Below are 21,689 nucleotides of genomic sequence, written 5' to 3'. Positions count from 1 at the left end.
TAAAGGAAGTCTACATCCCTATTTGATTTTACACAATAAAACAGACTACCCTCTAGTGGCATAATGCTACTAGGGGATAGTCTGTTCTCTATTAAACTTTAAATCTGTCAATTAGTCCTTGTAACTCTTCAGCCATTTGAGATAATGTACCCGCTGCGGATCCAATTTCCTCCATTGAAGCTAGCTGTTCTTCAGCTGAAGCCGCAACATTTTGTGTGCTTGTTGCATTATTTTGTGCTGTCATTGCAATTTGTCCTACCGAAATAGATACTTCATTTGCCCCTTTTGACATTCCATTAGCCGTTTCAACCATCGTCTTAATTTGATTAGCTATTTCATTTGTAGATTGTAAAATTTCAGCAAAGTTTTGCTTCGTTTCATTTGCGATAACAAGTCCAGATTGAACTTCCTCATTTACATGATTCATAGATTTGACTGTCTTACCCATATCATCTTGTATTTCACATATTAATTTACTAATTTCACTAGAAGATACGCTAGACTGCTCTGCCAATTTACGCACTTCATCTGCAACAATTGCGAAACCTCTTCCATGCTCACCGGCTCTTGCGGCTTCAATCGCCGCATTTAGAGCTAGAAGGTTTGTTTGATCTGCAATATTTTGAATTACTTCTAAAATATCACCAATTTGTTTTGATTTATTATTTAGTAATTGTATAACTGCATCTGATTGTGACACAGATTCTGCAATAGACTGCATCTGGTTTACTGTTCTTCCTACTAGTTTCCCACCATCTTCTGCTTTTTCACGAGTATGTGCAGAAGCCGTATTAATAGATGATGAACTATTTGCTACATGCTGAATACCTTCCGTTACATCAAACAGTAACATAGCGCCATTTTCTACGCTTGTTGTTTGCGTCGTTGCCCCACTTGATATTTCATCCATTGCGATTGTGATTTGCTCAGTCGCTTCACTTGCTTGCCTTACACTTGCAGTTAGCTCTTCTGATGCCGCTGCAACATGCCCAGCTGAATCGTTAATTCTTCCGATTAACGTCCGTAACGAATTCGTCATCTCATTAAAGCCTTTAGCAAGTTGGCCGATTTCATCATTAGAATGAATTTCAATTGTTTGCGTTAAATCCCCTTCACTTATTTCTTTAGAGGTAACAACTAATCTCTTTAAAGGCTTCGTAATTGAAAGTGTTACAAAATAAATAAGTGCTCCACCTATTACTAATGAGATAAGCATAACAATTAACATATTATAAAATACAGGTTGAGCAGCTTCAATTACTTCACTTGAGTACATAGTTCCACCAATTTTCCAACCTGTTTTTACATTTGTAGCAAATACCATATTCTTTTCACTACCGCCATAAGAATATGAAAAAGCACCGTGATTATCTTCATAAATTTTCTTTGCCCAAGAATCAGCCGCTTTTTCTCCTGATTTTTCTTGTGGATGAGCAATTATTTTTTGCTTTCCATCTAAAATGAAGGCATATCCTTTTTTACCAATATTAATTAACTTTGATGTTTTTAATAAATTATCTAAACTTAAATCTAGCGCAACAACCCCATTTTTATCTTCTGTTTGTTTTGCGATTGTTACGACAATATGTCCATTTCCTTTTGCCTTATATGGCTCAGTAACAACAATACCACCTTGTTTTGCAACTGCATCTTTATACCAAGAACGCTCTGTTGGATCATAGTCTGCTGCCATTTGTATATTTGGTTCTTGTACAAATTTTTTATCATTTCCGGCAACATATACTTGTTCAACATCTTTATTTAAATTTATATATTGAGATAACATTTTTCTTAATTCATCCTGATTATCTCCTTGATACATATTCCCCTGAATCACCCGTGCAAAATTATTCACATCATTAAATTTTGCATCAATCATTTGATTGATTAAATTATCCAGTATTTTTATATTGTCGTTGGCACTACTCTTAATTTGCGATTCAAAATTCTTTTTGGCTGTTTGATAAGACATGCCTCCAATAATAGACACAGCCGCAATTAAAATTACAAAGAATGAAATTAATAGCTTTTTTGCTACTTTCATATCACGAAACAAATTTAATAGTTTACCCATTATGAACCTCCTAATTTTCAAATTTAAAAGTTAATTTGAGTTAATTATGAATATTTCCCATTCCCTAATTATTATTTTCATAACCTATTATGGTGAATACTTTGTAAAGTTTAAACAATTAATTTCCCTTTGTCTATATATACGAATAATATTATTATAAAATTTACAAATAGAAAAAACCAAAGGGGCCCTTTGGTTTTTACATTTTTTTATGTTGTTTAGAAATTTTCTTCCATTTATCACGCTCTGCTCTGGCAAGGATTGCATCTTGTTTCCTCATAAAATACGCCAGTTCTCTTTGTAATTTTTTATAGCTTTTCAAACGATCTATCGTAATAAGTCCGTTTTCAATTGCACTATACACCGCGCATCCTGGTTCATTCTCATGCTTACAATCCCGGAAACGACATGTTGTCGCAAGTTCTTCAATATCAGAGAATGCTGTTTGAATCGCTTCGCTGCCTTCCCAAAGTTGCAATTCCCTCATGCCAGGCGTATCAATCACGAGAGCTCCACTAGGCAATTGGAATAATTCTCGATGCGTTGTCGTATGCCTCCCCCTACTATCCTCTTCACGTATATCTCCCGTTTTTGCTACATCAATTCCTATTAAAGCATTTAACAAAGTTGACTTTCCTACCCCTGATGATCCAACTAAAGCAATTGTTTTCCCTGAAGAAACGATTTGTTTCAACGAATCAATACCTGTATGCTCTAAACTATCAACAACGAAAATAGGAACACCAATTGCTATAGCTTCCGTTTCTACAATTTTCTCTTCCACATCATTACATATACTACTCTTTGTTAAAACAATAACTGGCATAGCACCGCTTTCATACGCTAATAATAAATAACGTTCCATCCTTCTAACATTAAAATCATGATTAAGTGCATTCACTAAAAATAAATAATCTACATTTGCTGCTATAATCTGTTCTTCTGTTCTTGTTCCAGCCTCTTGTCTTGAGAAAGAGCTTCTTCGCTGGAAAATACGATGAATAATCGCTTTCTTTTCATCTTCTATTTTCTTTATATACACCCAATCACCAACTGCTGGATAATCGCTTTTCGTAATCACTTCATGCCGAAACTTCCCAGACAGTTCTGCCATATATTCACCATCATTACAAATAATGCGATATATATGCTTATGCTCAAGTAAAATACGACCTACTTCATAATTTTTCTCTGTAACTTGTTCTTCAAAAAATGAATCCCAGCCGAAAGATTCTAAAATATTTTGATTCAAATAAATATCCTCCCTAGTTTGTACTAAGTGAAAGGATTGCGAATTACCTTATATAATATCGCCCTTTCCATCCACCTTTGTATTTGGTTGATTATTCATATAAGTTATTTTCGCCATAATACATCACCCCGTTCTTATTTTAATTATTCTCATTATATGGAATTCTCCTATAAAAAGCTACATCACTTTACGTAATTTTCAAATAACTTGTTTTTGAGCATTCTAATTTGTCCTCGATGACTAATTTCATCTTCTAGCACATGAAACCATAGATAGTGCTGGTTATATGCTACACCGTTAGGCCACTTTCTTTCTGACATGAGCCACTCATCACCTTGTTCACTTAAATACTTCAGAGATTCTTCTCGAACACTTTGTAGAAGTTGTACATAATACTGTATTTCATGACCACGGATTGCTCTACCCGCTTCCCCTAAATACAGTGCATCTTCCCATATTTCTAATTCTTCTTTTGTAAAGTCACGATCTTGAAATGAAATAAGCTGATGAACTTTTTCAATAGCTGCTATATGCTTTAATAAGGCGCCAATTGAATTTCCCCTGCTTTGCATAATTAAATCTAATTTCTCAACTGATAAATTTTTTACTTCGCCTAATGTTACAGCTCTCGTATGCTCAAGCAGGCTTACTAATTCCCCTATTTTTTTTGTATAACCATCTACGCTTCTTATTCGATAATCTATATTCATATCACGCACCCCTTTCTGCATTCATATTATTGTAAAAATGATTCATATAATAGACTGAAATATATCTAAATTTTCTGTTACAATTAATTTGAATACAAAATATACCCAAACAAACTTTCTCAATATGCTTATATGAAATATTAAAAGGAATCAATATAAAATAATCGAATCTTATTCACTAAAAGGAGTGGATTCGATGGAAATGTATCAATGGCTAACCGCTGTTCTCGTTGGTGGCATTACCGGCTTCGTTTCCCATCTAATCAATAACCAAGGTAAGTTATTGCTTCCACGCCGTTTGAAAACATTTTTTCATTTTGGATTTTTAACTGATATTTTTACTGGTAGCCTAGCCGCACTTCTTGGGCTCGTTTTATTCGATGTCACCGCAATAAAAGAAATTATAAAAGTATCCATTGTAACTGCTATTTCCGGCCAAACTTTCTTACTACATCAAGCTCTTGGTGGCGAACAGGCTAAAAATACGCAAATTGGGAAAGCTGATGAGAAGATTCAAGAAATTGACAAATTATTGCGACGTTAGTGTATACTTTCTTTTAAAATTATTGTTATAATGAGAAATAAATATTTTCTATTGCGTCGTTTGTCAGGAGAAAGGGTGTTTCGTATGACAAAAAAGAAAATAGAAGATTTCTTAACAAACTCCGAAAAAGAGGAACTGCTAGAAAACTATAAATGTTTACGAGAAGCCCGCACAAAAAGCGAAGCTAACTATTTTGGCGAAGCAGTAAACCATCTATTAAATAAAGCAAAACAACGAATTATTAAAGATGCAGGTATACATGATGAAAATGCTGCAACTGTTCAATCAAAGAGAAAAGCACTGTTTTAGCTACATTAGCTAAAACAGTGCTTTTTATTTAGAATTTTTTTCTTTCCATGCTATATTCCCTCTGCCTTTATCTTTCCATTTTTACAGTTTCAAAAGTCATCTAAACCTAAAGATCAACCTAATAATATTAGCCCACGCAAACCATTTTAATAATAGATAAAATAATTGAACTAGTAATGCTACAAACTAAACAAGTTTATTAAATCGCTTCTTTTAAATCTGAATGCGGATTTGGTGCGTATTGATTGTCATTTTCTTCACTTTCAATGATAAAAAATACAAGTAAAACAACGCTACCAAACGGTACAAAATTTAATAGTTGCCACCATCCCGTTTTCCCAATATCATGTAATCGTCGTGCACCAACCGAAAAGCTTGGTATAATCATTACTAACATAAATAGCAACGCAATAATAGCAACTAACACCTCTAAAAATGATGATAAAAATAACAGTAGCCAAAAAATTACGATATTGGATAAACTAAAAATCCAGTACTCTTTTCGCGTAGCTCTACCACTAAAATTCCCATAATTCTTTAGAGCTTTCAAATACCATTGCATTTAAACCTCTCCCTTTTATCCCTAATAAAATTAAAATATGTAATTATTAACAGATAAGTAGAAATATAACACAACATTTATGTAAAATCCATATCCCCATCTAAATTGCCCTCTATTTAAATAGTTTTTTCCTTCGGCATTTTTCACATTACTTTCACATCTATTTCACAAATATAAGTAGTCCGATATGTTAAACTAAGTATATCCTTTTCCAAGGAACTATATGCCGATATATAAATCCCTATCTTTATAGGGATTTTTATTTTTTGATTCCTCATAACTTTGTTACAATACATTTCTTCTACTATTTCTATACTTTTAGTAACCACTTTAATTAAAAGCACATTCATGTATTCACACTCTTATTAATTCTGATTTGCGAAATATTTATACAAGCTTTATGATACAATTCCTGTTTCACTATTTTCAGTAAGTTTTTCACTTTTTCTAAACAAAAATAAAGCTCCTATATATAGTAACGCAGTAAAACTACCTATAAGTATAAAATTGTGAGATACTGCAAATAACATTCCTGCTATTGCCGCTCCAATCATTTGACCAATATACATAGAAGCATTTGCAAGCGCGGCTCCTGTTCCTCTTGCTATACTAGACATGTTTTGTAAATGTCCCATCATTAATACAAACAAAATTCCTGTCACAAAAAACAAAGCAAAGAACGATAACTCCACCAATACAATGTTCTTTACATGAGGAAGTAATACATATAGCACTGCTGTAAATATAATTCCACCATAGAAAGAAAGGTTATAACCAATTTTATTTACGATTCTAGGACCAAAAATATTACCAGTTAAATTTCCTAATCCTAATACGAGCATAGCTGTACCTACTTCATGAACTTGTAAGCCAAATTGAATGGAAAGCCATACACCAAAAAATGAAAATGCAGCAAAATTTCCGGTTTGAAAAACAAAGTATGCAAAATAAGAAAGTGAAACCTTTGAATCTGTAAGTAATTGTTTATAGCGCTTTAAGATAGCTTTTTTATTTCCACCTATATGAACCGACTGGATTTCTGGTAATACAACATAAATAAGAATGACAAGTAGTGCTGATAATATACCAATGGAATAGAATGGCATTGTATAATGTATCGTTGCTAAATAAGCTCCCAGTGGAAGCCCTAAAATTTGAGAGATTGATAACCCTGCTGTTGCAATCCCAATTGCTTTCACAATTTGCTTTTTCTCTATAAGGAGCGGAATGGATGCCCACACTTGTGGAGATACAAAAGCTGCACTTACACCTGCTAAAAATCTAAATGTTAGCATCCATAAAAAACTCGGTGCAATTCCACACAAAAACGTACTTATTGCAAAAAAACTCATACCTAGTACCATCACTTTTTTTCTGTTTAATCCATCTGATATAGGACCAGCGATAAGTGCAAATCCAGCATACCCTAAAGCATAGGAACTCACCATCCATCCTGACAACTCAGTTGAAACATGATACACCTGTTGTAATGTCGGCAACAGTGGTGAAATTAAGAAAGTATCTGTACCGATCATAAACATTATTGTGAAAAATACAGCTAGTGCTCTGTTCATTTAGACCTTCTCCTTATATAAACAGAGGGTACTCTCCCTCTGTTTCACTAATCTTCTAAAATAGATTGGATTTCTTTCATGACTCTTTCATTCAATACAACGTCTACCGCTTTCACACTTTCTCTTACCTGCTCTGCCCGCTTTCCACCAGGTATAACAGTATCAATTCCTTCTTTATTTAATAACCATGCTAACGCTAAATGAGACACTTCAATATCATTTTCTTTAGCTAGCCCTTTTAACTTTTCCACTTTCTTAAAATTACTCTTATATGTATTTTCTTCAAATAGATTTACATTTTGGCGCCAATCGACTTCGTTCAATTTAAAATCTTCTGTATATTTTCCGCCTAATATTCCAAAAGCAAGAGGCCCATATGGAATAAATGAAATACCCGCTTCTATACAATACGGCAACAGTTCTTCCTCAGCTGTACGTTCTAACATATTGTATGGAGATTGTACAACATCTATATGACCATGTTGATTCGCCTCTTTTAATTGTTCTATGTTTACGTTCGATATTCCAATTGAACGAATTTTCCCTTCTTCTTTTAAATGAGTAAGCTCTCCGATTGAATCTATGTAACTTGTTTCAGGATTTGTAAAGTGTAAATAATATAAATCAATATAATCAGTCTGTAATCTTCTTAAGCTATTTTCCACAGCATTCCTTAAATAACTTGGTTCATTGTTAATATAAGTTTCTCCATTTAACAACGGTTGAATTCCACCTTTTGTAGCAAGTATAAACTCATGACGTTTTCCCTTTAATACTTCTCCTACTAATTCCTCTGATCTACCGAAACCATATGAATCTGCTGTATCAAAAAATGTAATCCCTTGCTGAATAGCTTCTTCTACTAATCGCTTTCCTTCTTCTTCATTCACATCAGCATATAAATTATGTCCCCCTACTGCATTTGTACCTAAACCCAACTTTGAAATATTTAATCCTGCCTTTTGCAATTTTGTATACTTCATTTTTTCTCCCCCTATATTTCTATTGTTCGAATATATTCGAACAATAGAAATATAGCACTTTATATGTTATAGTGCAAATATCTTAACTTATACAAGTAGGTGAAATATGCGTACACTCTATCATCCAAATCGAGAAGAAATTCAATTTTCTTCTGTCTTATATGCACTTAGCGATCAAATTCGTTTACAAATTGTAAATATTTTACTAGAGAAAAATGAACAATCTTGTGGTGCTTTAAACATCCCTGTTGCAAAATCAACTTTATCTCACCATTTCAAAGTTTTACGTGAGTCAGGTGTTATGTACACGCGCCTTGAAGGAACACAACGTTTCATTTCAATTCGTGAAGAAGATTTAAATGCTAGATTCCCAGGTTTATTACAAGTTGTATTACATGCGACAGAGCCATATTAAAAAAACATCTCATATTCATATGAGATGTTTTTTTAATATGGCTATTCTTTTAATAAATCTATTAATCCATTCCCTTCAGATGTACGTTCGTACCCTAAAGGTACAGTTCTTTTAATGAGTTGTGCATATATTTCCGGCTCCGATAACTTTCGACCGTATTCTTTCTCACACTGTTTAATGAGCAAGGCGAGCGCTCCAGCAACATGCGGCGTCGCCATGGAAGTTCCACTTAACACAGCATATTTTCCTTCTGGATACGTAGATAATATTTCATCACCTGGCGCTACTAGATCAATTTCTTGATTTGAATTACTAAAACATGCAATCTTCCGCTCTAAATTAACAGCACCAACTTCAATTACCTCGGAGTACGCACCCGGAAAGTCTAGTTCCTCTGTTTCATCATCGCAATCTCCATTATTTCCAGCAGCACATACAACGAGAACATCTTGCTTTACCGCATTTTGAATTGCTTCATGTAATTCTGGAACATCTTGCGGACCACCAAGTGACATTGAAATAATTCCCACTTTCTCTTGATTCGGCCCTCTCCAATTTACAGCATAATGAATTGCCTCAATAATTTGCTCATAACTCCCAGAACCATCTCCCGCTAAAACTTTTAATACTAACATTTTAGCAAGTGGTGCAACTCCTAATACACCGACACCATTTTCAGTCGCGGCAATCGTTCCCGCAACATGAGTACCATGTCCGTTATTATCAAGATACACATTTGGATCAGCTTCATAATCTTTTGTGAAATTTCTTCCGCCGATAATACGATCCTTTAAATCTATATGATTAGTATCACACCCTGTATCTAATACGGCAACGACTACATCTTGCCCCTTCACACTCTTTTCCCATACTTGCGGAGCGTGAATCAGTTGTACACCTGGTGGAATTTCATTTACTTGTTCTACCACCTTATTTACGGTAAACGGAATCAATTGTATACCTTTTTGTTTATTCACTGTACTACTCATCGTAATCCCTCCTGAAAATGTATTATTTTCATTTCAGACCACTTTTGAATACGTGTAAATGTAACATTCGTTTTATTCTTTTTGTTTTCCTTCTTTTCAAATATTTCTCAACATCATTTACTACCTCTATAATACTTTTTTATTTTCCCTATGATTTGTAGGAAGTAACAACCCGGGTCGTTCAACTAATAACCAAAATAAGAGGACCAATTAATGGTCCTCTTACAGTCTTTTAAAAGAATGATATGTATTTGAAAAATAATATAAATTAAGACTAAACCTCACTCTTGTTTAAAAACTTTTCTATTTCTTTTACTAAATATTCCGCTCCCTCTATCCCAACTGTAATATTTCCATTTGCTAATGTAATATTCTGCCCTGAAACATCACCTGTGATTTGGCAAGCATTGTAAGGTTGATATTTTTGTAAAATGATTTTATCTGCTTCTACAAAAATTTCAAGCGGTGATTTAATTTGTATTCCCAATACATCGCGTAATTCTTTAGGGATAACAATTCGTCCTAATTCGTCTACTTTTCGAATAACTCCTGTTGCTTTCATATTTCTCCCCCCTTACTCTCTATTAATTTTTTCGCCTCGCTTTTTCCATTTTATCACTTTTTGACAATACTTGCCTCTTTTTAGAAAATTTTGTACTCGAGTTAAAAAACACATTTAATGCATACGTAATCTCTCTTTCAATTGTTTTACATAACGGGATCTTATAAGTAAGAAGTATACAACTTGAATACCTATGAAAACACTTAATACAACTGTATTTTCTTTAAACAATGAGTACTCAAACATTTGCCCTAACGCCGTTAAGGCTACTGCTCCATGTAATGTTGCAACACCAATTGGAACGAAGAATAAAAGCGCCAATCGAATTGTAACTACCTTCGATAATTCCCTACTTGTCAATCCAACTTTACGAATCATTTCGAACAAACGAACATCATTCTCCAAATCGGAGAATAAACGGAAGTAAAGGAAACTTCCTGCGCAAACGAAAAATACTATACCAATAAAGAAACCTACAAATAAAATCGGTCCTGCAATTTGTAAACTTTGGTTTTGCTCGTACTCTTCCGCACTAAACGTTGAATATTCTTGATACGGTTTAATTTGATGCGTAAGCTCTTTACCAATTTCAGTCTCATCTTTCGTTCTTTCAGTTTTATACATATAATCTTTTGTCTCTATAAACCCATCTTGTAATGAATCATATTGATTATTAGAGATTACATAAACATTTCCTCTTAATATTTTCCCCAATGAAGATGAAGTAACTTTTTTCACTTTTAAATTTTTATTCATATTAGGTAAAGTAATTTCTTTTCTTTCTTTCATCGTTGGCCCTGGTATATTAGCTGACAAAAATACAACTTCTTTATTTGCTACAGTATTAAATGGTTCTTCTGTTAACTTTGCATATTTCTTATAGTCTGATTCTTTTATAAAAATGGCGCTTCTTAACGACTGTTCCTCCGTTTTCTTTGTCGAAATATTAGTTTTTGAAGCTGCTATACTATGTTTCTTTAATCCTTTGTCAATCATTTGTATATGCTGTGATTCGTTACTATTCCCTTGCTTAGAATGGTAATGAAACGAAATCGGTCTCTCCATTATCCCTTTCGTCATGGATGCGAAGCCAACTAATGTCCCTATTGCGGAAAATGCTACAGTAGAAATAATGGTTACAATAAAGAACATTCTTGCGTTATCTCTCATGCGATACGCTAAATCTGATAACGTAATAATATTAGTCTGTGTCCAATAGAAACGTTTACTTTTTTTACATAATCGAATAATAAAGACACTCAGCTGCTTGTACAACAAATACGTCCCAATAATAACTACCGTTGTAACAGGAATCATCATAATAAATACCATTGCTCCATGTGATAGAAGAGCTCCTACATAGCCAGCACTAAGCAATACTACTGCTAATATGGAAGAAATGATTGATGCTTTCGGTTCCGGTTTCGCCTCTGCTGATCCCCTAAACAACTTCATAATCTTATTTTTACGAATCATTCCTGCACTAAACAATGATATGATCATAAATAAAATAAAAAACATAATACTCGTTACAACAATTGCTTTCATCGGTATGTAATAGGATAAGGAGATATCTAGTTTCAATATCATCGGAGCGACAAATAGTAATACCCCTGAAAATAACATACCTGAAAGAATACCAAAAATAATTGCCCCTATTCCAATTATAATATTTTCAAAAAAGATCAGACGCTTTAATTGATATTTCGTCATACCTAGCATCATTAAAATTCCTAGTTCATGCTTTCTCGTTTTTAAAAACATTCCCATGGAATATAAAATAAAGAAGAATGTAAATAAGTAAATAATAGACTGTGCAAAAGACATACTTACGAATACGTACTGACCTAATTCTCCTGCACTTAATGCCGGATGAAACGCAAAAAATGAATACACAAAAAAGGCCATAATTGCAAATGCACTACTCAAAAAATAGGCTGAGTATGTCCGTCTATTTCGGGTTACATTCCGATATGCTAGTTCTCTAATGTTCATATTACTTCTCCGCCCTTCTACTATCTATGTTTTTATATTAGTAAAGTGCGGAAATACCTTCCATCGATTCAAATGACAAAAACCTTACATTTTTGAAAGGTTTAAAAAAATTGCTTATACGTAGTACTTTATTTATAATGACTACATTCATATTCATACACACATCCTATTGTATATTCGTTAATTTTGCGAAATAATAAAGGATAGAAGTATGTACCATTATACATATAAACTTAATTACCGCTTTAATATGAATAGGAGGAAACATAATGACATTACAAGAACAGATTATGAAAGCATTACATGTTCAGCCTGTAATTGATCCAAAAATTGAAATTCGTAAACGAGTTGATTTCTTAAAGGATTATGTAAAAAAAACAGGTGCAAAAGGATTTGTACTTGGTATTAGCGGCGGACAAGACTCTACATTAGCAGGACGCTTAGCACAACTTGCAGTTGAAGAAATTCGTAACGAAGGTGGTAATGCAACGTTTATCGCCGTGCGTCTTCCTTATAAAGTACAAAAAGATGAAGATGATGCACAATTAGCATTACAATTCATTCAAGCAGATCAATCTGTTGCATTTGATATTGCTTCAACTGTTGATGCTTTTTCAAATCAATATGAAAACTTATTGGGTGAATCATTAACAGATTTCAATAAGGGTAACGTGAAAGCACGTATCCGTATGGTTACTCAATATGCAATTGGTGGACAAAAAGGGCTACTTGTTATCGGAACAGATCACGCTGCAGAAGCTGTAACAGGGTTCTTTACAAAATTCGGAGATGGTGGTGCAGATTTATTACCATTAACGGGATTAACGAAGCGCCAAGGACGTGCATTATTACAAGAGTTAGGTGCAGACGAGCGACTGTACTTAAAAATGCCAACAGCTGATTTATTAGATGAAAAACCAGGTCAAGCTGATGAAACAGAGTTAGGTATTACTTATGATCAATTAGATGATTATTTAGAAGGTAAAGCAGTTCCAGCTGACGTTGCAGAGAAAATTGAAAAACGTTACACAGTGAGTGAGCATAAAAGACAAGTACCAGCGTCAATGTTTGATGATTGGTGGAAATAAATTAAACATCAAAAAGAAGCTAATCTTCATTTAGCTTCTTTTTTATATGTTAACGATATACCCCTACTCTTTTCTCCAATAAATCTTGCAGGCAATCTTCATGTTGTTTACAAAATAACGGTGGCATGTCGTCTAACGGGAAAAACTTCAAATCCAACGTTTCATCACCATCTACTTTTTTGTCACCTCCAACTATTGAGAATGAAAAGAACATCACAATTGACTGGGCCTTGTCTCCATTTGGATATGATTGAAAATATTTTGTATACACTCCAATAAGCTCATTTATTTCTACATCATACCCGGTTTCTTCTTTTATTTCTCGGATTGCAGTTTCCGCAGCTGATTCCCCTATCTCCATTGCGCCACCTGGAAATCCCCAAGCGTTAAAGTCTCCTCTTTTTTGCAGTAATACTTCTCCTTCTTTATTAAATACACAACCACCGGCAAAGTTTAAGAAAACATAATCATGTCCTACTTTTTCACGTAATTCTTTTATATAATTGGCCATTCTCTTTCCCCTTTTCATACTTCTTCTATCGCTATTTCTTATCTTTTTCAAGCAATTCAATAATTCGATCTAGCTTCTGGTTCATATTAATCACGTGGTGTTTCTTTGCAGCACTGCTTTGTAATACTCTTCTAATAAACAAAGTAAATGATATGAAAAACAAAACGATAAGTCCGATTACTAAACAAGTATATATCAATGTAAATATATTACTTTCAAACAAGTTCATTCCGCATTCACATCCTCTCCTTTTTATTTCATCACATAATTCTCAATATTTTAAAGTGATCAACAAATATAAAAAGAGCATCTTTTACAGATGCTCTTTATCATTGCTTAATACGTAAATGTAATTGTCGCTAATGAATAACCCGCTAATGCACTATAAGGTGCTACTTGATAAGACACACGCTTTGCACCTTTTGGCCAATTTATTTCATTTAATACTTTCTTTATATCTTGCATCGTTCCATCCATGGACTGCTTATATCGTACTTCTACTTTTTCTGGTTTGGCTGCAAACTGTTGCTGTAACTTTTTCTTAAATTCATTATAATTTTCTGCTCCGTATTCTGCAGATAAGTATTGTAAATTTGTTTCTTTTAACATTTGCTCATATACGACAGTTTTTGAGCTACCAGCTTTTATTTTATTTGTTAATTCACCAAAATAACTTGTAGTTGCTGCTGGATATTTACTACGATCCCAGTCGTGATCTTTACTTAACTGTTCGTCAGACATGTTAAAATATGAGTAAGTTACACGCCCTGCTTTATCTGGTACTGGATCATCAAATGTAGTATCTAGGTGATACCATTTGTTTTCAATGTTCACTAAATTCCACGCGTGAGCTTGTCCGTTTCCTGTGCCTGTTACAATATGATTTTGAATACCTGCCTCTTTTAACAACTCATACGTTAATAATGTATATCCTTGGCAAACGGCAGAACGATTCGCTAATGCTTCATATGCTGTATACGCTTGATAAGACGTATCATAAGACACATGCTTAACAACGTAATCGTGAATAGCTTTTACTTTCTCATGCTCATCCATCCCTGGTTTTACAATTGATCCAACAATTGATTTCGCCTGAGCTTTTACATATTGAGTTTGTTCTTTTGATTCACGGTATTTTACTTGCAGTGTAAACGTATAGTCCCCTGGCATTCCTTTAATAGAATATCTAGTAGACGCTACATTATATTTTACATACTCATCAGCATCTACAATTTTATTAAACTCACCATACAATTGATCCATAATATTTCTAGCATTTCTATCTTTTGTTTTATATGTGATTGTAATATTTTCTTCTCGATTATCAATCTGTTTTTTTAATTCTTTTCTGAAATCATCTAATAACTTTACATCTGATTGTGCTGTCACTGTAGTCGGATTTGTAGCTGCATAAGATACAGATGACGCTTGTAAGCCTCCCATTACTATAGTTGAACAAAGTGCGGCAGCTGTCACATACTTACTTGTCTTTCCCATCTTGTCACTCCTTACATTCTATAACTATACGAAAAAGTATCGTATAGTTTCAGAGTATACAATACTTTTTCGTATAGGTCATATGAGATTATGCATATTAATTAATTCACATAAAAAGGTTGTTCTTTTTAAAAGAACAACCTTTTTTCATTAGCAAGTTTGTAATACGCAGCATGTATTTTCAAAACGTTGATTTTTCAAATCTTCATTACTAATACAGAAATATAGCATCCCTAGTTCTCCCCAAACCATATTACAATTTTTATGATCTGAATCAATTTGGAATAAAAGAGTCATTTGCTGTGGGTCTACTCCCATATATTCTCCTGTCTCATATAACACTTCCTCTTGTACAGAGAATGGCTCACCAAACATTTGATGGTTATCGTAGTTATCCGGAATTAGCTCTTCAAGTAATTGCAAGAAACGATCTGAATCAGCCTCATCTTCAATGAAAAGCTCTGGTAATTTGTATGTCAGTTCAAAAGTAATTGCACACTGGTTATATTTCGCTTGTACTTCATTTTCTCTTCGTAATTGCTCTACAGGAACATCATAATAAAGTACACGCCCAGCCTCTGTTAGATTCACATTTTCTTCAAAATAATTTTCGATGCAAAAGAAATACAGCATCCCCGTCTTAGGAAGATTGTGATCCATACCAACGTTTTGTAAATCACTTAAGTTAAATTGCGCGATAAATTGTAGTGGATTTCCTTTATGCTTTGGATATTCAAATAAAGCTGGTAAATCAGGAACTCCTCCCATTTTCGAACTACCTATCGCAACAGTTTCCTGCTGCTTTGGCACAACTTTTATACAAGGAAATACAGTATTAATAAGTTCCTCTTTCAAGTGTGTTAGTTCATATTTATCAATTAATACTTCAATTTTTTTATTCATAAATTCTCCTTACATTTACATACTTATTTATATCATAGTACAAAGATTATACTTCATTCTTTACAAAATCAACAAGCCTCCAAAAAACGGGCTTATCCTTCGTACGCGAACAAGTTTAAAAAAGCATACTATACATTGTTCCTACAAACACGATAATTCTTTAATTCTTCCAGTACATTTTCCCCTCGTTCATTTTTAAATATAAGGAGGAATTCCACATGGGTTACGGATATAGTTGCTGTGGTTACGGATACGGTGGCGGCGGTTGTGGTTACGGAGGTTTCGCTTTATTAATCGTTTTATTTATCCTTCTAATCATCATCGGAGCTAGCTGTTGGGGCGGCTTTGTAGGCTGCTAGTAAACTTAAAAACCATTGTAAAAAAGCACGTACAATACGTGCTTTTTTGCCATTTCCAAATCTTTTATTTGAAAGGAAGTATGTTTAATGAAGATTGATGGTGTTTTTGAAGGAGGCGGTGTGCGCGGTATTGCGCATGTTGGGGCAATTTGCGCGTTAGCCGAAAAAGGTTATGAATGGGAACGTGTAGCTGGTACATCGGCTGGTTCGATTATTGCAGCACTTGTAGCGACAGGATATTCTTGTTCAGAGTTAAAAACGATTATAACTGATATTGATTATAATAAATTTATGAAAAAAACTTTTATTGATAGAATTCCTTTTATCGGTAAGGGGCTAAGTGCATGGACTACTCTAGGTATATACTCTAATGCATTTATAGAAGAATGGATTGAAGAATTGCTTCGGAAAAAAGGTATTCATTTATTTACTGATTTACCGGATCTAAACAAACTCAAAATCATCGCCTCTGATATTAGTAATGGTAAAATGGTTGTCTTTCCTGACGACTTACCAAACTACGGATTTTTAAATTATCGCTTCTCTATCGCTAAAGCGGTAAGAATGAGTAGTACAATCCCCTTCTTCTTTGAACCCGTAAAATGGAGAACTCCAAAATGGAAGCAGCCTTGTTATATGGTTGATGGAGGAATTCTAAGTAATTATCCAATTTGGATCTTCGATTCACCTACCGCTCCTCGCTGGCCGACTTTCGGATTTCATTTTGTAAAAGATGAGATTCAAGCTGATCCTGCTCACTATAACGAGCCTATTTCCATGTTCAAAGGACTATTTAAAACAATGATGCAAGCTCATGATTTACGTCATTTAGACAAGGAATCAAAAGCAAGAACAATTACAATTCCAACAGGGGCTATTACTAGTACAAACTTCGACTTAACAAAGGAAGAAAAAGAGTGGCTATACAATTCTGGTTATAATGCCGCAAATAAGTTTTTACAATCGTGGAACTTCAGACAATATATTGATGACTATAGAAACGGAAAGCAGGATAGAAAATCAAATCGTTACTTCCGTCAACTTGACTCATAATACTATTGCTTTTCATACGAGAACACGTAACGCTTTCAAAAAAATAAGCCTAGTAATAATATATTACTAGGCTTATTTACTTTCTGCATCATTATTATACGTTGTTTAAGGATACGTTAACCCTTCTGCTTCCTCTGCAGTAATAACTGTGTATCGATTTCCCGTTCGTAATCCTAACAATTCTGCTTTTTCAATTGCTTCCTCCTTCGTCTCCGCATAAGCAGCTAAATATTTTTCTCCATTGATAATTTGGCAAATTACATATTGTTTCATTACTTTCTCCTCTTACTTTTTCATTAGTTGTGCAAGTTTTTTTATACCTATTTCAATTTCTTCTAACGTTGCGTATGAATACGATAGGCGCAAAAATTGATTTGCACTTCTATCATATAAAGTACCTGGGTTTAATAAAACCTTTTCTTGCAGAGCTTTATCAAATAAACTGCGATATGAAATGGGTACTTTTATATGTACCCATATATAAAACCCACCTGTTGGCTCATGCCAAGTTGCTATTTCACGAAGATATTTATCTAACATTAGTAACATAAAATCTCTTCGTTTTTTCAATTCACTTCTTACAAATCGCAAATGCTGATCATATAGACCATTTGTAAACCACTCTGCTGCAATTTGCTGGGATATAGTGCTTGAGCCATAATCTGTTTGCATTTTTATGTCTGACAATCTTTGAATTACTGGCTCAGGTCCAACAATCCATCCAATTCTTAAACCTGGACTAATCACTTTGGACATGCTTCCAATATGTAGTACGATTCCATTTTTATCATAGGCTTTTAAAGGTTTCGAACAAGGTGCATCAAACCATAAGTCTTGATACACTGCGTCCTCTATAATAGGTAATCCAATTTCATTACATACTTCCATTATTTCTTTTCGCTTCTTAGTATTCATACTAAAATTCGTCGGATTATGAAACGACGGGATTGTATATAAAATAGAGGCATTGAATTGCTTCTTATATTTCTCAATATATGATGTATATAAGCCGCTCTCATCCATTGGGATTCCAATTAAACGTACTCCTGCTGATTGAAAAACATTAAGTGAATATAAATAAGATGGTTTCTCTAATAAGATTGATGCCCCTTTCGAAAGAAGACCCATAGAAATAAGTTGCAGCGCTTGAATCGCTCCTGAAACAATTAATATAGAGGCAGGAGATACATATACACCATGCCCCTGTAAGTATTCGGAAATCTTTTCCCTTAAATACAGATTTCCTTTCGGCTCTTCATACCCAAGCGTCACATTTGACTTTAAAAGCTTATTCATAATTTCTTTCATCTTTTTCTCAGGTAAGAGACTTGGCGCGAGCTCACCTGTTCCTAATCGGATTACATGTGGATAAAATTCAGCTTGATTAATCTCCTGAATAGCTGGGAGATTCGGATAATGAAGTCCTGTTTCTACATAAGACTGCCAATTAGGCGGGGGTGCGTAAGGTGAAGCATTCTCATTATTATTTACAACAATTGTTCCTTTCCTGCCATTCCCTTCAATGTATCCCTTTGCAACTAGTTCATCGAAAGCCATTACAATTGTGCTTCGATTCACACCAAATGTATGTGCCAAATCTCTTTGTGAAGGTAATTTCGTTCCAACGGTCCATTCTCCATTAACGATCCTTTCTTTTATATACGTTTCTATTTGTTTATACAGAGGAGTCGCTAGAGACATATTCGGTTTCCAAACGAATCTTTCCATTATATCACCTTATATTCTTTTTGGTTGGTAACCTCCCCAACCATATGGATGGATACAAATTTTCATTTCTTCTATACAATATACACTATCATAATGAATTAAAATAGGAGGTAATATGATGAGTGAAGCAATTATTCATGGTATCATTCTTGCATTTGGACTTATCATTCCATTAGGTGTACAAAATGTTTTTGTCTTCAACCAAGGTGCGAGCCAACCAAACATTTGGAGGGCAGCACCCGTAGTATTAACTGCCTCTATATGTGATACGTTACTCATATTGATTGCAGTGCAAGGTGTCTCCCTTGTACTCCTTACTTTTTCTTGGCTAACTAACTCGTTATATATAATTGGATTTTTCTTTCTCCTATACATGGGCTTTGTTATTTGGAGAAGTAACCCTTCCAACGATGTAAAACAAGAAAAAAGTATGCCCTTAAAAAAGCAAATTCTTTTCGCAGCATCCGTTTCGTTATTAAATCCACATGCTATTTTAGACACAATCGGTGTAATTGGAACAAATTCTATTCAATACATAGGAAGTGAAAAATGGGCTTTCACACTTGCAACTATTATCGTTTCTTGGATTTGGTTTATAAGCTTAGCTTTAGCGGGGAAATTTCTAAAAAGAATAGACTCAACCGGAAAGACAATTTTATTATTAAATAAATTTTCTGGTCTCATCATATGGGGTGTCGCGCTTTATATGTTAAAACAAGTTATTTATTCTTAATGAACGAAAGAGAATTGCATGTTACTAAAAACATCATGCAATTCTCTTACAAATTATGAAGTAGGTTCCGGTTTCTGTTTTACCTTCTTTGCATCTTTTGCTGGTTTAATCCAAATGATTGCTATGACAGCACCAATGGCAGCGAAAATACTTGTCAAATAAAACACTTCATGGTCCGCCCCTTTCATGAAAAAAGAATATAAAGGTGGTCCAGCTGCTACACCGATAAATCGCATTGAACTATAAAATGACGTAACCGTTCCCCTTTGCTCCTTTTCAATTCCTTGTGTAATGAGGGCATCTAAACATGGGAGTGCCATACCAATTCCTATCCCCATAATAACGAGACAAAGAAGTAGTAAATAAATCCCTTTTATAAATAAAGGAATGATGACTGATGCAGCTGCCATTAAAAAACCAATATAAATACACTTCTTCATAACATTTTGATTATCTCCAATTTTTTTACCGGCCATATATGAACTAAGTGACAGTACAAGTAACGGGATAGCAAGCACACACCCTTTCCATATACCATGAATGTCATACTTTGATTCCAGTATAGTCGACAAATAAAAGAGAATTCCGAATAAAATAAGCATAATAATTGCACCTAATGCAAAAATGGCAATTAACCATCTTCCTTTTTCTCGAAACGTAGACAGAATAGATTTTATAAACTCTTTAAGTGGTGGTACTTCTCCTTCTTGTTTCTTTGCCTTTACTAGAACAAGTAACAAAACAATTGATATGACACATAAAACTGGAATCGCCCAAAATGGTAAGAACCATACAATGGCAGCAAGAGCAGATCCTAAAATAGGGCTCAGCACTTTTCCAAATGTATTGGATGTCTCAATGATTCCCAAGCCTGTACTAACTTGTTTTTCGTCTTTGTATAAATCACCAACACACGGTATAACAACCGGCATTGCACCAGCAGCACCAATACCTTGAATCGCTCTACCGATTAATATCCAAGTGTAGGGATTATCAACTTTCCAAGATACCCAACCAGTTATCGCTCCTCCTATAGCCGCAATCAGCAAACTCGGAACCATTACCATCTTTCGTCCCCATCTATCTGATAAATAACCAGCAATCGGTATAAGTAAAATGGCTACGATAGAGTAAATTGTAATAATCATGGATACTTGAAACGATGAAATATGTAATTTCTTTTCAAATGTCGGCAAGATTGGAATGAGCATTGAATTCCCTAATGTCATGACAAGTGGAACTGATGCAAGCGCAATTAAACAACAGTTTTCTTTTTTTAACATGTTGATTTCGGAACCTTTCATCATATATTTCTTACCATATAATAGCCCTGCTGGAACATAATTTTCATTCCACCAGGGCTATTACATCTTTAATACTTCCCATTCACAACAAAAGAAATTGGGTAAAATATAGTATTACTTCTATTCTTTGAATTCTGTTCGCAATATATTCATACCAATTAATTGAAAAAAAAAAGAAAGGAAGAATCCTTCCTTTCTCCTATAACCTTCTACATTTAGCGAGTATATCCGCCACCAAGCTGTTGTTCTGCCATCGCTACTAGGCGTTTTGTGATTTCACCGCCTACAGAACCGTTTGCACGTGAAGAAGTATCAGCTCCAAGTTGTACACCGAACTCTTGTGCAATTTCATACTTCATTTGATCTAAAGCTGCTTGTGCTCCATGTGATGCTAATTGATTAGAATTACGATTTCTAGCCATTACCAATCACCTCCTTATTTATATATAAATTGTGTTAAATTCAAATTAAAATACATGGAAATTTTTGGTTATTTCTTACCATAAAAAAAGAGCCTCTAAAACGAGACTCTAACATCATTTCA

The 21,689-nt window shown here is 34.2% G+C and carries 25 protein-coding genes; 7 read left to right on the top strand and 18 right to left on the bottom strand.

The window, feature by feature from the left end:
- Positions 1 to 91: 91 nt before the first annotated feature.
- From BAQ53_RS09430 to BAQ53_RS09420, 3 genes are all read right to left on the bottom strand, one after another.
- Positions 92 to 2,074 carry a HAMP domain-containing methyl-accepting chemotaxis protein gene (locus BAQ53_RS09430; RefSeq protein ID WP_000517286.1) on the bottom strand — a complete coding sequence of 661 codons (1,983 nt, stop codon included), beginning with the start codon at positions 2,072 to 2,074 and terminating at the stop codon, positions 92 to 94.
- Between the two features lie 199 nt (positions 2,075 to 2,273).
- Positions 2,274 to 3,326 carry a ribosome small subunit-dependent GTPase A gene (rsgA, locus tag BAQ53_RS09425; RefSeq protein ID WP_208906799.1) on the bottom strand — a complete coding sequence of 351 codons (1,053 nt, stop codon included), beginning with the start codon at positions 3,324 to 3,326 and terminating at the stop codon, positions 2,274 to 2,276.
- Positions 3,327 to 3,508: 182 nt separating this feature from the next.
- Positions 3,509 to 4,036, bottom strand: a complete 528-nt coding sequence (locus tag BAQ53_RS09420; RefSeq protein WP_046945365.1) for a DinB family protein — start codon at positions 4,034 to 4,036, stop codon at positions 3,509 to 3,511.
- A 196-nt stretch (positions 4,037 to 4,232) separates the two neighbouring features.
- Between BAQ53_RS09420 and BAQ53_RS09415 the strand changes: the two genes are divergently transcribed.
- On the top strand, positions 4,233 to 4,580 hold the full coding sequence (locus BAQ53_RS09415; protein WP_000426317.1) for a DUF4257 domain-containing protein: 348 nt from the start codon (positions 4,233 to 4,235) through the stop codon (positions 4,578 to 4,580).
- Between the two features lie 84 nt (positions 4,581 to 4,664).
- Positions 4,665 to 4,889, top strand: a complete 225-nt coding sequence (locus BAQ53_RS09410) for a hypothetical protein (RefSeq protein WP_000162602.1) — start codon at positions 4,665 to 4,667, stop codon at positions 4,887 to 4,889.
- A 199-nt stretch (positions 4,890 to 5,088) separates the two neighbouring features.
- Here BAQ53_RS09410 and BAQ53_RS09405 read toward each other — a convergent pair whose 3' ends face one another.
- The 4 genes from BAQ53_RS09405 to BAQ53_RS09395 form a co-directional block, all read right to left on the bottom strand.
- A complete protein-coding gene (locus BAQ53_RS09405; protein WP_208906798.1) occupies positions 5,089 to 5,451 on the bottom strand; it encodes a DUF805 domain-containing protein in 363 nt (120 codons plus the stop codon).
- A gap of 143 nt (positions 5,452 to 5,594) precedes the next feature.
- The gene (locus BAQ53_RS26205; RefSeq protein ID WP_001101743.1) at positions 5,595 to 5,801 is read right to left on the bottom strand and encodes a hypothetical protein; all 207 of its coding nucleotides are present in this window, start codon (positions 5,799 to 5,801) and stop codon (positions 5,595 to 5,597) included.
- A gap of 48 nt (positions 5,802 to 5,849) precedes the next feature.
- Positions 5,850 to 7,025 (bottom strand): MFS transporter, encoded by a 1,176-nt coding sequence (locus BAQ53_RS09400; protein ID WP_001077918.1) that lies wholly within the window; start codon positions 7,023 to 7,025, stop codon positions 5,850 to 5,852.
- A gap of 47 nt (positions 7,026 to 7,072) precedes the next feature.
- Positions 7,073 to 8,008 carry an aldo/keto reductase gene (locus BAQ53_RS09395; protein WP_000877961.1) on the bottom strand — a complete coding sequence of 312 codons (936 nt, stop codon included), beginning with the start codon at positions 8,006 to 8,008 and terminating at the stop codon, positions 7,073 to 7,075.
- A 106-nt stretch (positions 8,009 to 8,114) separates the two neighbouring features.
- Here BAQ53_RS09395 and BAQ53_RS09390 point away from each other — a divergent pair, with 106 nt between their 5' ends.
- Complete coding sequence (locus BAQ53_RS09390; RefSeq protein WP_046945368.1) at positions 8,115 to 8,423, top strand: ArsR/SmtB family transcription factor; 309 nt, start codon at positions 8,115 to 8,117, stop codon at positions 8,421 to 8,423.
- A gap of 41 nt (positions 8,424 to 8,464) precedes the next feature.
- On the opposite strand, the gene BAQ53_RS09385 is transcribed toward BAQ53_RS09390, so the two are convergent.
- From BAQ53_RS09385 to BAQ53_RS09375, 3 genes are all read right to left on the bottom strand, one after another.
- Positions 8,465 to 9,412, bottom strand: coding sequence for a serine protease (locus BAQ53_RS09385; protein WP_000099754.1), 948 nt, complete (start codon positions 9,410 to 9,412; stop codon positions 8,465 to 8,467).
- Positions 9,413 to 9,686: 274 nt separating this feature from the next.
- A complete protein-coding gene (locus BAQ53_RS09380) occupies positions 9,687 to 9,974 on the bottom strand; it encodes an AbrB/MazE/SpoVT family DNA-binding domain-containing protein (RefSeq protein ID WP_000648325.1) in 288 nt (95 codons plus the stop codon).
- A 114-nt stretch (positions 9,975 to 10,088) separates the two neighbouring features.
- Entirely contained in the window at positions 10,089 to 11,969 is a 1,881-nt protein-coding gene (locus BAQ53_RS09375; protein ID WP_208906796.1) for an FtsX-like permease family protein, read from the bottom strand.
- 269 nt (positions 11,970 to 12,238) lie between these two features.
- On the opposite strand from BAQ53_RS09375, the gene nadE reads away from it, so the two are divergent.
- Entirely contained in the window at positions 12,239 to 13,057 is an 819-nt protein-coding gene (gene nadE, locus BAQ53_RS09370) for an NAD(+) synthase (RefSeq protein ID WP_000174891.1), read from the top strand.
- A 49-nt stretch (positions 13,058 to 13,106) separates the two neighbouring features.
- Here the strand turns inward: nadE and BAQ53_RS09365 are convergent, their stop codons facing one another.
- From BAQ53_RS09365 to BAQ53_RS09350, 4 genes are all read right to left on the bottom strand, one after another.
- Complete coding sequence (locus BAQ53_RS09365) at positions 13,107 to 13,568, bottom strand: NUDIX hydrolase (protein WP_000024999.1); 462 nt, start codon at positions 13,566 to 13,568, stop codon at positions 13,107 to 13,109.
- Between the two features lie 31 nt (positions 13,569 to 13,599).
- Positions 13,600 to 13,797 carry a DUF4083 domain-containing protein gene (locus tag BAQ53_RS09360; protein ID WP_001048102.1) on the bottom strand — a complete coding sequence of 66 codons (198 nt, stop codon included), beginning with the start codon at positions 13,795 to 13,797 and terminating at the stop codon, positions 13,600 to 13,602.
- Positions 13,798 to 13,904: 107 nt separating this feature from the next.
- The gene (locus BAQ53_RS09355; protein ID WP_000520860.1) at positions 13,905 to 15,065 is read right to left on the bottom strand and encodes a transglutaminase domain-containing protein; all 1,161 of its coding nucleotides are present in this window, start codon (positions 15,063 to 15,065) and stop codon (positions 13,905 to 13,907) included.
- A 150-nt stretch (positions 15,066 to 15,215) separates the two neighbouring features.
- On the bottom strand, positions 15,216 to 15,968 hold the full coding sequence (locus tag BAQ53_RS09350; protein WP_001034839.1) for a YwqG family protein: 753 nt from the start codon (positions 15,966 to 15,968) through the stop codon (positions 15,216 to 15,218).
- A 218-nt stretch (positions 15,969 to 16,186) separates the two neighbouring features.
- Here BAQ53_RS09350 and BAQ53_RS09345 point away from each other — a divergent pair, with 218 nt between their 5' ends.
- Positions 16,187 to 16,327: a YjcZ family sporulation protein gene (locus BAQ53_RS09345; RefSeq protein ID WP_000540419.1), complete on the top strand. Its 141-nt coding sequence runs from the start codon at positions 16,187 to 16,189 to the stop codon at positions 16,325 to 16,327.
- Between the two features lie 87 nt (positions 16,328 to 16,414).
- Entirely contained in the window at positions 16,415 to 17,380 is a 966-nt protein-coding gene (locus tag BAQ53_RS09340) for a patatin-like phospholipase family protein (RefSeq protein ID WP_208906794.1), read from the top strand.
- Positions 17,381 to 17,485: 105 nt separating this feature from the next.
- Here the strand turns inward: BAQ53_RS09340 and BAQ53_RS09335 are convergent, their stop codons facing one another.
- Positions 17,486 to 17,653 carry a DUF3933 family protein gene (locus tag BAQ53_RS09335; protein WP_000816377.1) on the bottom strand — a complete coding sequence of 56 codons (168 nt, stop codon included), beginning with the start codon at positions 17,651 to 17,653 and terminating at the stop codon, positions 17,486 to 17,488.
- A gap of 12 nt (positions 17,654 to 17,665) precedes the next feature.
- The gene (locus BAQ53_RS09330) at positions 17,666 to 19,108 is read right to left on the bottom strand and encodes an aminotransferase-like domain-containing protein (protein ID WP_000439408.1); all 1,443 of its coding nucleotides are present in this window, start codon (positions 19,106 to 19,108) and stop codon (positions 17,666 to 17,668) included.
- Between the two features lie 118 nt (positions 19,109 to 19,226).
- Between BAQ53_RS09330 and BAQ53_RS09325 the strand changes: the two genes are divergently transcribed.
- On the top strand, positions 19,227 to 19,841 hold the full coding sequence (locus BAQ53_RS09325) for a LysE/ArgO family amino acid transporter (RefSeq protein WP_001287300.1): 615 nt from the start codon (positions 19,227 to 19,229) through the stop codon (positions 19,839 to 19,841).
- Between the two features lie 53 nt (positions 19,842 to 19,894).
- Here BAQ53_RS09325 and bcbE read toward each other — a convergent pair whose 3' ends face one another.
- Together bcbE and BAQ53_RS09315 are read right to left on the bottom strand one after the other, a co-directional pair.
- On the bottom strand, positions 19,895 to 21,124 hold the full coding sequence (gene bcbE / locus BAQ53_RS09320; RefSeq protein WP_163051145.1) for a bacillibactin exporter BcbE: 1,230 nt from the start codon (positions 21,122 to 21,124) through the stop codon (positions 19,895 to 19,897).
- Positions 21,125 to 21,360: 236 nt separating this feature from the next.
- Positions 21,361 to 21,567: an alpha/beta-type small acid-soluble spore protein gene (locus BAQ53_RS09315; protein WP_000113545.1), complete on the bottom strand. Its 207-nt coding sequence runs from the start codon at positions 21,565 to 21,567 to the stop codon at positions 21,361 to 21,363.
- Between the last annotated feature and the right edge of the window lie 122 nt (positions 21,568 to 21,689).

Source organism: Bacillus sp. B25(2016b) (assembly GCF_001679765.1).
GTDB lineage: Bacteria > Bacillota > Bacilli > Bacillales > Bacillaceae_G > Bacillus_A > Bacillus_A thuringiensis_K.
The sequence above is the reverse complement of the archived record's forward strand: the minus strand, read 5'-3'. Positions and strand labels throughout refer to the sequence as shown.